Raw genomic sequence first — 11,109 nt, forward strand, 5'->3', positions numbered from 1 at the left:
CGGTCTGCCGTCGGCGCCAGCCGCAGCGTCCCCGGACGGGCTTGCGCCGGAATCCACACCGACCACCCGAACCGAGGTGACAGCTCCTTTTGATCCCATTTGTCCCCTCTGTTTCCTGCGCGAACTGCTCGAAAGCGGCTCCAGTCACCCGTAACGATCTCGCCTACGGTCGTCAGTGACACACCCGGATGTCCACCGGTTACGGCATCTGGAAGGCGAGCGAGGTGCAGCGGCTGGGGGCGGTACTGGGTGAGCGACGCAAGTGAGAGGACCCGGGGGGGCTGTGCACGCCCATTTGGACCGGCGAACCAGAAGTGGGGATCCGAGAGCCTCTGCGCGGCATCCGAGCAAGCGCGCCAGGTATGGGGGTCCGGGGGGGCGACGCCCCTCCGGGTGGGGTTTGGGGGCTTCGCCCCCAAAAAACACGCGAAACGAGACAAGGCTCACGCTCTCCGTGAGCATGAGCCTGGCATCGAGTGGAGCCTAGGGGAATCGAACCCCTAACCCCTGCCTTGCAAAGGCAGTGCTCTGCCAATTGAGCTAAGGCCCCGAATCCCTACTGTCCGAAGACAGTTCAGCGGGTGGTGACTTCGTGCCACAGGTCCGCATCGTCACGCTTGCGCAGCTTGGTAATTCCGATGAGAACCGCGACCACGACACCGACCGTGAGAAGAATTTTCATGATTCCCACCCTACTGTGATGTTCGGGAGTGGGCCTAGGAGGACTTGAACCTCCGACCTCTTCGTTATCAGCGAAGCGCTCTAACCGCCTGAGCTATAGGCCCCTATTCTCGTTCGGATTACCCGCCGGAGCTGCTAACCGAACCGAGGCACGAGATTACCTTACCCGCACGCCGATGACCAAAACGGCCGGTCACCGCCCTGTGCGAGGACAGCGACCGGCCGCATGGACACCGTTTCTAGTCGGGGTCGGCCAGGGTCACCTGGATGCCGCCGACGAGGTCACAGCACTGGTTGTAGATGAAGACGCCGACGGTCGCCAATGCGGTGAAAAGCACCACATTGATCAGCCCGATGACACCCGCGTAGCCGAATACCGAACCGGCATCGACCAACCCGACCGAGCCGCTGTCGGAGGAGACCATATCGGTGAAGGTGCTGTTGAGCCGCTCCCACACACCCATGCCCTCGAGCACGATGTAGAGCAGACCGACCGCGAGCATCCACACGAAGAACATGGCCACGCTGATCACCAGCGAGATCTTCAGGGTCGACCACGGGTCGATCCGGCGGATCTGCACCGTAGCCCGCAATGGCTCACCGGAGGCGACGGCCGCCGCGACAGCGACCGGCACCGCGGGCGACACCGGTACGGACTGCGGGCCCGGGGTTTCGACGGGCAGCGGGTGCCGGATGTCGGACAGGTCCGGCATGTCCTTGATCAATTCCGGGCGGGCGATGCTGCGGGTCGGTCCATCGATGCCGACGGACTTCACCATCGCCGCTTCCTTGCGCGCCGCCTTGGCCGCGAGATCCGCGGTGGTGCGGGCATTGCCGCCACCGAGACCGCCGCCGCCACCGAGGCCACCGCCACCACCACCACCGCTGAGCCCACCGCCACCGAGCCCACCGCCGGTGGAATTCGGGCGACCGGTCACCGGCGACTGTCCGGGGCGATACAGGTTCGACTGCGGCTCCCGCTGCGGCAGCTGCGACCAACCCTCCTGGAAGGGCGACTGGCCGCCGCCGTTCGATGCCGAGCGGTCGCCTGCTTCCGGCGCGGTCGGCTCGCCGGAATTACCCGGCCGAGCCGCCCGCTGATCGAATGCCTCACGCCCGTCCGCACCTGAGCTCGGCTCCGGCGCTTTGAATGCGACTTCGCCTTGCTTGCTGTGCATTTCGTGCGGTTGGGCCCCTCCCTGCGGGCCACTCGGCTGGCCGTTCTCGGCCGATGCGACCGGCCGTGGGATCGGCCGCGGCGGAATCGGTGACGGTGCGATCCGTTCGGTTACACCGTTCGTCTGGTGCCGCTCGTCGTTCGGCTGATTCGTGGTCAATGGGAATCCTTAGATCCGTTCGTTGCCGCCGCTGTGGGGTTACTACTCAGAGGAACCGGTGTCGCCGTCTACGCCGACGAGCGAATCCGGATCGGGTTCGTCGGCATTGCGCGCGATAGCAAGCAACGTATCGCCATCGGCGAGGTTCATCAATCGCACGCCCTTGGTCTGTCGTCCAGCTTTACGAACCTGCTTCGCCGCCGTCCGGATAACACCACCGCCGGACGTGATCGCATACAACTCATCCTCGTCGTCGACGATGAGCGCACCGACCAGGGTGCCACGCTTGGTGTCGTATTGGATAGTCAATACGCCTTTACCGCCGCGACCCTGCGGGGTGTACTCCTCGATCGCGGTCCGCTTGGCATAACCGCCCGAGGTCGCGACGAGCAGATAGGTGTCGGCGCGAACCACATTGAGCGACAACAGTTCATCGTCGGCATTGAACCGCATGCCCTGCACACCGGACGTGGCGCGGCCCATCGGACGCAGTGCCTCGTCGGTGGCGGAGAAGCGGATCGACTGGCCGCGCGCCGAAACCAGCAGCAGATCGTCGTCGGCCGAGCACAGGACGGCGCCGACCAATTCGTCGTCGTCGCGCAGGTTCACCGCGACGATGCCGCCGCTGCGGTTGGAGTCGAAGTCGGACAGCTTCGACTTCTTGACCAGGCCGTTCCTGGTGGCGAGCACCAGATAGGGCGCATCTTCATAGCCCTTGATCTGGATGATCTGGGCGATCTTCTCATCCGGCTGGAAGGCCAGCAGATTCGCGACATGCTGACCGCGCGCGGTCCGGCTGGCCTCGGGCAGTTCGTAGGCCTTGGCCCGGTACACCCGGCCCTTATTGGTGAAGAACAGCAGCCAGTCGTGCGTGGAGCTGATGAAGAAGTGCTTGACGATGTCGTCCTGCTTGAGGCCCGCGCCCTGCACGCCCTTGCCGCCGCGCTTCTGGCTGCGGTACAGGTCGGTCTTGGTGCGCTTGGCGTAACCGGTCTCGGTGACGGTGACAACCACGTCCTCGCGGGCGATGAGATCCTCATCGGCCATATCGCCGTCATTGGCGACGATCTTGGTGCGCCGCTCGTCGCCGTACTTCTCGACGATCTCGGCCAGCTCGTCGCGCACGATCGCGCGCTGGCGCTCCGGCTTGTCGAGAATGTCCTTGAGGTCGGCGATTTCGGCCTCGATCTTGGCCAACTCGTCGACGATCTTCTGCCGCTCCAGGGCCGAGAGGCGCCGCAGCTGCATGTCGAGGATGGCGGTGGCCTGGATTTCGTCGATATCGAGCAGCTGCATCAGGCCGGTACGCGCGGTGTCGGTATTGGCCGAGCGCCGGATCAGCGCGATGACCTCGTCCAACGCGTCCAGTGCCTTGACCAGGCCGCGCAGGATGTGGGCCCGCTCCTCGGCCTTGCGCAGCAGGTAGCGGGTGCGCCGGACGATGACTTCCAACTGGTGTTCGACGTAGAGCCGGATCATCTGATCCAGGCGCAGCGTGCGCGGCACGCCGTCGACGATCGAGAGCATGTTGGCGCCGAAGCTGGTCTGCAGCTGGGTGTGCTTGTAGAGGTTGTTCAGCACCACCTTGGCGACCGCGTCCCGCTTGACGGTCACCACGATGCGCATGCCGGCCCGGTCGGAGGACTCGTCGTGGATATCCGAGATACCCGCGATCTTGCCGTCCTTCACCTGCTCGGCGATCGAGTTGATGAAGTTGTCGGTGTTGACCTGGTAGGGCAGTTCGGTGATGACGATCGTGGTGCGACCGCGATTGTCCTCTTCGATCTCGACGACACCGCGCATCCGGATCGAACCGCGACCGGTGGTGTAAGCGTCGTGGATGCCCTGGCCGCCGACGATCAGACCGTAGGTCGGGAAGTCCGGCCCCTTCACCCGCTCCATGCAGGCGGCGAGGGTGGATTCCTCGTCGGCCTCGTAGTTCTCCAGCGCCCAGTAGATGGCCTCGGCCAGCTCGTTGAGATTGTGCGGCGGCACATTGGTGGCCATACCGACCGCGATGCCGTTGCTGCCGTTCATCAGCAGGGCGGGCACCCGGCTCGGCAGCACGGTCGGCTCCTGCGAGCGACCGTCGTAGTTGGCGATGAAATCGACCGTCTCATGGTCGATTTCGCGCAGCATCTCCATCGCGAGCGGGGTCAGCCTGCACTCGGTGTAGCGCATCGCGGCCGCGCCGTCGTTGCCCCGCGAACCGAAGTTGCCCTGGCCGTCGACCAGCGGATAGCGCAGCGACCACGGCTGCGCCATGCGCACGAGGGTGTCGTAGATCGACGAGTCGCCGTGCGGGTGATAGTTACCCATGGTCTCGGCGACCGGACGGGCGGACTTCACATAACCGCGGTCGGGCCGATAGCCGTTGTCGTACATCGCGTACAGCACCCGGCGGTGCACCGGCTTGAGGCCGTCGCGCACCTCGGGCAGCGCGCGGCCGACGATCACGCTCATCGCGTAATCGATGTAGCTGTTCTGCATCTCGTTCTGGATATCGACCGGTTCGATCCGGTCGCCCGCTCCGCCGTTCGGTGGCAGCGTTGTTTCAGTCATCTGGAGATCTCCTTATAGCGGACGTGGAATCGGCCTTCGCGCAGCGCAATTCACGTCGGCTACACGTCGAGGAAGCGAACGTCCTTGGCATTTCGGGTGATGAAGCTGCGGCGTGCCTCGACGTCCTCGCCCATCAGGATGGAGAACAGTTCGTCGGCCGCCGCGGCGTCATCCAGGGTGACCAGGCGCAATACCCGCACCGATGGGTCCATCGTGGTTTCCCACAGCTCCTTGGCGTTCATCTCGCCGAGACCCTTGTAGCGCTGTACGCCGTCGTCCTTGTTGATCTTCTTGCCCGCCGCGAGACCGGCCTCCAGCAGACCGTCGCGCTCCTTGTCGGAATAGGCGAACTCAGGATCGGAGCGCTGCCACTTGAGCTTGTACAGCGGCGGCTGCGCCAGATAGACGTGCCCGTGCTCGACCAGCGGCCGCATGAACCGGAACAGCAGCGTCAGCAGCAGGGTCGAGATGTGCTGGCCGTCCACGTCGGCGTCGGCCATCAGCACGATCTTGTGGTAGCGCAGCTTGCTGATGTCGAACTCGTCGTGGATGCCGGTACCGAAGGCGGTGATGATCGACTGCACTTCGTTGTTCTTGAGCACGCGGTCGATGCGCGCCTTCTCGACGTTGATGATCTTTCCGCGCAGCGGCAGGATCGCCTGGTACATCGAGTCGCGGCCGGACTTCGCCGAACCACCGGCGGAGTCGCCCTCCACGATGTAGATCTCGGACTTGCTCGGATCCTTGGACCGGCAGTCGGCCAGCTTGCCGGGCAGGCCACCGAGATCGGTCGCGCTCTTGCGCCGCACCAGCTCACGCGCCTTGCGGGCCGCGACCCGGGCCTGTGCCGAGGAGACCGCCTTGTTCACGATGGTCTTCGCGTCGGCAGGGTTGGCCTCGAACCAGTGCGAGAGGTGCTCGTTGCAAGTGCGTTGCACGAACGACTTCACCTCGGTGTTGCCGAGCTTGGTCTTGGTCTGGCCCTCGAACTGCGGCTCGCCGACCTTCACGCTGACGATCGCGGCCAAGCCCTCGCGGATGTCGTCACCGGTGAGGTTGCCGTCCTTGTCCTTGAGCAGTTTCTTGTCTTTGGCGTACTTGTTGACCACAGTGGTGAGCGCCGCGCGGAAGCCCTCCTCGTGGGTGCCGCCCTCATGGGTGTTGATGGTATTCGCGAAGGTGTGCACCGACTCGGAGTAGCCCGAGTTCCACTGCATGGCGACCTCGAGCTCGTGGCCGGTGCCCTTGCCGGTGAAGCTCACCACCGAGTTGTGGATGGGCTGCTTGGTCCGGTTGATGTGCTTGACGAAGTCCTCGAGCCCACCGGGGTAGTGGTAGGTGCGGGTCTTCACCTTGGGCGCGGGCGCAGGCGCTTGCTCGTCGGCGTGCTTCGGCGCCTCTGCGGTCTCGCTGACCACTTCGTCGGTGACGTCGGTATCGCTCACCCGCTCATCGGTGAGGACGATGGTGAGGCCCTTGTTCAGGAACGCCATCTCCTGCAGCCGACGGGCCACCGTCTCGAAGTTGTAGGTTGTGGTCTCGAAGATTTCCGGATCCGCCCAGAAGCGGATGGTCGTGCCGGTCCGCTTGGTCGGCTCACCCTGCACGAGCTTGCCGGGCTTGGCGTCCTTGTAGGTCTGGCTCCAGTGGTAACCGTCGTGGTCGATCTCGGCTTCGAGCCGGTGCGACAGCGCGTTGACCACGGAAATGCCGACACCGTGCAGACCACCGGACACCGCATAGGAGTCGGAGTCGAACTTGCCACCCGCGTGCAGCTGGGTCATGACCACCTCGACGGTGGGGATGCCCTGAGCGTGCATGCCGGTCGGGATGCCACGGCCGTCGTCGACGACCTCGACACCACCGTCGGCGAGCAGCGTGACCTCGACCTTCGTGGCGTGGCCCGCCATCGCCTCGTCGACAGAGTTGTCGACGACCTCCCAGATCAGGTGGTGCAGGCCGCGCTCGCCAGTGGAGCCGATGTACATGCCTGGGCGCTTGCGAACCGCCTCCAGGCCTTCCAGAACCGTGATGGAGGAGGCACCGTAGTCCTGCTTGCCCGATGTCGCGTTGGTCGAGCCCGATGCGTTGGAGTCCATGGCAGCCACTGGTCGGTAGCTCTCCTTACTTGCTGATCCTTTGCGCAGCGGTCGGACAGCACGCGTGGGGCCCCGGTCTGATTCTGGTCGTGAAATACGGGTCCACGCGCGGGCTGTACGGAACGCGCCGAAGGTTCGCCGCTAGTTACCCCACTATCCTACTGGTAGACCCAAGCCACAGTGCACCTACGACACCCCTGACAGCTCCGTGGATGCGAGAAATCGGTCGAGCACGGGTCGGTTCCGCCTTCAACCCCTTTGGGTCCATCAGATTCGGCCTGAGAGTTGCCTGTGTGGCGGAGCCGTAATCGCGGCCTGGTGAGCGAGCTTCAGCGAGTGAACCATCGACACAGCGCGCAGTCGCGAGCGGGTGACCAGTGCGTAGTTCAGCCTACGTGGCGGACTCGCTCATGACGGCCGCGCGGCGTTCCACGTGAAACTGATCTATGCGCTGGACCGTCGCTTATCCGTAGGTGTCCCGTGGACCTCGGCCTTTGATGTGCCGCTCACCCTTGCGCCAGCTCGGCGCCGCCGGACCGGTGATCTTCAACGATGTGACCACGCCCTGTCCCACCGCCGCATTGATCTTCGCCAGGATCTGGCCCTGCAGCATGCGCAGCTGGGTGGCCCACGCCGTGGATTCGGCGGCGATGCTCAGCACGCCGTCCTTCAATGTCATCGGGGTCGCATGGGAGGCGATGTCCTCGCCGACCACACCGGCCCAGCGGCCGAAGACCATGCCCTCGGCGACCTTGGTCGACCAGCCCCGATTCTTCGCGATGGCGCCGGTCAGGCTCGAAAGCAGTTGCGGGTCACGGTCATCGGGCCGCGCGCCGGACCAGCCGGTGCGACGGCGGGCTCCGGTGCGCAGCCGGCGCGGCGATGCCCGGCCCTGCCCGACTGATTTACCACTCGCCTTGGCGGCAGCTCGCGCCTCCTCCAGCGCACGCCGCGCCAGATCGATACCGCGCAACTCCGGTTCCGGCTCGGATGCGGAAGCATTCGACGCTGTCGGATCGCTCACGCCTGCGCCTCGCCGGCGCTCGGCTCCGTCGTGCGCGATTGCGCACTGTGTTGATGGTTCACTCGCTGGCGCTCACTCACGCCTGCGCCTCGCCGGCGCTCGGCTCCGTCGTGCGCGATTGCGCGCTCTGTTGGTGGTTCACTCGCTCCGCTCGCTCACACAAGGTCCGCCTCTCTCCCCGCCGCCGTTCGCGCGCTGGTTGCCGACGCGTCGCATTGCGATCGGCGCTGATCTTACCGACGCGATAGGGATCCGACGGTGCCCGATCAACCGGTGGCAGCATCGGATTCCTGGTCGGCGATTCGGGAGATGCGGCCGTCCGCACCGCCGTTCGTTTCGACCCGGAGCGGAACCGCGGAAAGTTCCACGGGCACATCCTCGGGGACCGCGGCGGTGATCAGCACCTGTTCGGCGCCGGCCGCAACCTCGGCGAGTGCCGTGCGTCGGCGGCGATCGAGTTCGGAGAATACGTCATCGAGCAGCAGTACCGGTTCGGCGCCGGTGGCACGCAGCAGTTCGAAGGCCGCGAGCCGCAGCGCCAGTGCGAACGACCACGACTCACCGTGGCTGGCAAAGCCTTTCGCGGGGGCAGTGCCGAGCATCAGATCCAGATCGTCGCGGTGCGGGCCGACCAGGCAGACCCCACGTTCCAATTCCTTCGGCCGCGCCGCCGCCAGCTCGCGCAGCATATTCGCCTCCAGCGCCTCGACGTCATCGGGCTGCGGTGCGCGCGCCGGATCCAGGAACTCCGGCGGCAGGCTCGCGCTGCGGTAGCCGATTGCGGCGGGGCGTGATTCGGGCGCGATCGACGAGTACGCCTGTGCGAGATAGGGATACAGATCGTGCACCAGGCGCAGTCGCTGTGCGAGCAGCACCGAGGCGTGGGTCGCCAAATGCCCGTCCCATACATCCAGGGTGCTGAGTTCCGCCTTCGAGCGGGCTTGGCGCCCAGCGGATTTCAACAGGGCCGAGCGCTGTCGCAGCACCCGGTCGTAGTCGGCGCGCACGGCGGCCAGCCGCGGCAACCTGGCTGTGCACAACTCGTCGAGGAACCGCCGCCGTTCACCCGGATCGCCGCGGACCAGGGCGAGGTCCTCCGGTGCGAAGAGGACCGTCTGCAGAATGCCGAGGATTTCTCGCGGCCTGCGCACCGGTGATCGGTTGATCTGCGCGCGATTCGCGGCACCCTGGTTCAATTCGAGATCGATGCGAAGTTCGCGGCCCGCGTTCACGACAGTCGCGCCGATCCTGGCGCGATCGGTGCCGATACGGATCAGCGGTGCGTCGGCGGCAACCCGATGTGAGCCCAAGGCGGCGAGGTAGCCGACCGCCTCCAGCAGGTTCGTTTTGCCGTTGCCATTGGCCCCGAGGAAAACCGTTCGGCCTGGGGATAATTCGAGCTCGGCGTGCTCCCAGGAGCGAAAGTCGCGCAGTGACAGCGTCCGGATGAACACCCGTCTACTCCGCTCCGGCCGTCGTTATCGCCGTTTTCCGCCGCTGGTTGCGCCGAATCGGGCCCAGACCACAACATCTTGTGGTCCATCCACTGTCTGTGGACGAACTGTGGATAAATCGCATCTCCGCCGATGCTCAGCCCGGCAACCGAACCGGCATCAACAGGTAGACGTACGGGCTCTCCAGTGCGGCGAACGCACCCGATTCCGTCACCTTGGGTTCCTCGTCACTCGCGGGCAGCAGCACCGCAGGACGACTCGGCGTGGTGAAGCCGAAGGTGACCCGATCGGTATGCAGGGCGGAGAGTCCGTCGATGAGGTAGCCCGGATTGAACGCGATTGTCAGTGGCTCACCGCGGAATTCGGCCTCCAGCCACTCCTCGGCGCGGCCCGCGTCATCGCCGCCCGCCGAGAGCAGCAGGCCCTCGTCGGTGAATTCCAGCCGCACCTGTGCACCGCGCTCGGCGACCAGCGCGACGCGCTTGATGGCGTCGGTCAGTGTGGCGACCGGGAGGGTGGCGATCGAAGTGTGCTCCTTGGGGAGCAATTGCCGGAACTTGGGGAATTCCGCATCGAGCAGTCGGGTGGTGGTCCGGCGGCCGGCATTCACGATGCCGAGCAGACCGTCCGCGCCACTGCCGGTGCCGAGCGAAAGCTGTACGGGAGCATCGGAGGGACCCAGCGTCTTCGCGGCCTCCGACAGTGTCCGGGCCGGAATCAGCACCGAGGTCTCGATATCGGTGCGGGCGGGCTGCCATTCGATGTGCCGGACCGCCAACCGGAATCGGTCGGTGGCCGCGAGCACGACCTGCGGTCCCTCGATCTCGACCCGGATACCGGTGAGCATCGGGAGCGTGTCGTCACGTCCGGCGGCGACCGCGACCTGGCCGACCGCCTCGGCGAAGACATCGACGCTCAGCTCACCGGTCTGCTGCGGCACCTCGGGCAGCTGGGGATAGTCCTCGACCGGCATGGTCGGCAGCGAGAACTTCGCACTGCCACAGGTGATCAGTACGCGGGTGCCGTCGATGGCGACATCGACGGGCTTATTGGACAGCGCCTTGGTGATATCGGCAAGCAGTCGGCCGGAGACGAGCACCTCGCCGGGTCCGGCGACCTCGGCCGCGACGCGCATCTGCGCGGAGACCTCGTAGTCGAAGCCGGAGACGGTCAGTCCGTTCTCGCCCGCCACGAGTAGTACACCGCCGAGTACCGGGACCGGAGGCCGCGACGGGAGGCTGCGTGCCACCCATGCAACGGACTCGGCGAAATCCTCTCGGGCGACCCGAAATTTCATACTCGCCAGCTCCATCGCCCGATCTGTCCTCTCCCGGTTCCGTGATCTCTGTCGGCTTAGTCAGCGTTGATTCTCGAAAGGGGGTGCCGTACCTGCCGCCTTGCAGTCTGGCATAGGCGACCGACATTGAACCGTACTCGTCCGGACCAGCTGAACCTAGCCCGACCCTCCGGTTGTTCTGTGTAGCGAACACGATCCGTGCAGCGAAATATCGAGCAAGGAGAACAGGTGCGGGTGAATCGAGCGGATGTGTCGGCCCCTCTTCTCCTTGCCCGTCTCGGCGAGTGGCTCGGATGCCGATGCTCACCGATCGACTTTCCACACACCCTGTTTTGAAGAGAGATCTTCTAGAAGAAGAACTGAAGTAGTAGTAGGCACTGTGGAATCTGTGGACTGCGGCCGTATCCGCAGGTCCGGGGGCGTGGTGCGGTGGGGATGACCGTTGGGTGACTCGAGGATGAACGGATGGGGGTTGTGGACGTTGCGGGTTTGTCCCCCATTCATCCTCGAGCACTCCTCGAGTTGTTCCACCAGATTCACCAGGTTGTTCACACGTGTGCACCAAATCGTGGACAACTCGAGGAATCCTCGAGGACTCCACATGGACTCCTCGAGGATTCCCCAAGCCGCTGACCGAGCCCGTCGCTGGTCAGGG

The 11,109-nt window shown here is 65.2% G+C and carries 7 protein-coding genes and 2 tRNA genes; all 9 read right to left on the minus strand.

Translation table 11 applies throughout. The features are described 5' to 3' along the window. Positions 1–477: 477 nt before the first annotated feature. The 9 genes from OIE68_RS32560 to dnaN all read right to left on the minus strand — a co-directional run bounded on the left by OIE68_RS32560 (position 478) and on the right by dnaN (position 10,469). Positions 478–550 (minus strand) — tRNA-Ala (locus tag OIE68_RS32560). Between the two features lie 24 nt (positions 551–574). Further along, positions 575–682, minus strand: coding sequence for a DLW-39 family protein (locus tag OIE68_RS32565; RefSeq protein WP_218007666.1), 108 nt, complete (start codon positions 680–682; stop codon positions 575–577). A 29-nt stretch (positions 683–711) separates the two neighbouring features. After that, positions 712–785, minus strand: a tRNA-Ile gene (locus OIE68_RS32570). Between the two features lie 135 nt (positions 786–920). Next, the gene (locus OIE68_RS32575; RefSeq protein ID WP_327101898.1) at positions 921–1,859 is read right to left on the minus strand and encodes a DUF3566 domain-containing protein; all 939 of its coding nucleotides are present in this window, start codon (positions 1,857–1,859) and stop codon (positions 921–923) included. Positions 1,860–2,060: 201 nt separating this feature from the next. Beyond that, on the minus strand, positions 2,061–4,580 hold the full coding sequence (gene gyrA, locus OIE68_RS32580; RefSeq protein WP_327094806.1) for a DNA gyrase subunit A: 2,520 nt from the start codon (positions 4,578–4,580) through the stop codon (positions 2,061–2,063). A 59-nt stretch (positions 4,581–4,639) separates the two neighbouring features. After that, positions 4,640–6,679 (minus strand): DNA topoisomerase (ATP-hydrolyzing) subunit B, encoded by a 2,040-nt coding sequence (gyrB, locus tag OIE68_RS32585; RefSeq protein ID WP_327101899.1) that lies wholly within the window; start codon positions 6,677–6,679, stop codon positions 4,640–4,642. A 463-nt stretch (positions 6,680–7,142) separates the two neighbouring features. Further along, positions 7,143–7,703 (minus strand): DUF721 family protein, encoded by a 561-nt coding sequence (locus tag OIE68_RS32590; protein WP_327094807.1) that lies wholly within the window; start codon positions 7,701–7,703, stop codon positions 7,143–7,145. A 266-nt stretch (positions 7,704–7,969) separates the two neighbouring features. Next, entirely contained in the window at positions 7,970–9,157 is a 1,188-nt protein-coding gene (recF, locus tag OIE68_RS32595; protein ID WP_327094808.1) for a DNA replication/repair protein RecF, read from the minus strand. A 136-nt stretch (positions 9,158–9,293) separates the two neighbouring features. Then, positions 9,294–10,469 (minus strand): DNA polymerase III subunit beta, encoded by a 1,176-nt coding sequence (gene dnaN, locus OIE68_RS32600; protein WP_327094809.1) that lies wholly within the window; start codon positions 10,467–10,469, stop codon positions 9,294–9,296. Positions 10,470–11,109 lie beyond the last annotated feature (640 nt).

This window comes from Nocardia vinacea (assembly GCF_035920345.1).
GTDB lineage: Bacteria > Actinomycetota > Actinomycetes > Mycobacteriales > Mycobacteriaceae > Nocardia > Nocardia vinacea_A.

Excerpts from the sequence above, each read along its gene's own strand:
- OIE68_RS32565 (WP_218007666.1), bottom strand. The coding sequence starts at position 682 with ATGAAAATTCTTCTCACGGTCGGTGTCGTGGTCGCGGTTCTCATCGGA.
- gyrB (WP_327101899.1), bottom strand. The coding sequence starts at position 6,679 with ATGGACTCCAACGCATCGGGCTCGACCAACGCGACATCGGGCAAGCAG.
- OIE68_RS32575 (WP_327101898.1), bottom strand. The coding sequence starts at position 1,859 with ATGCACAGCAAGCAAGGCGAAGTCGCATTCAAAGCGCCGGAGCCGAGC.
- dnaN (WP_327094809.1), bottom strand. The coding sequence starts at position 10,469 with ATGGAGCTGGCGAGTATGAAATTTCGGGTCGCCCGAGAGGATTTCGCC.
- gyrA (WP_327094806.1), bottom strand. The coding sequence starts at position 4,580 with ATGACTGAAACAACGCTGCCACCGAACGGCGGAGCGGGCGACCGGATC.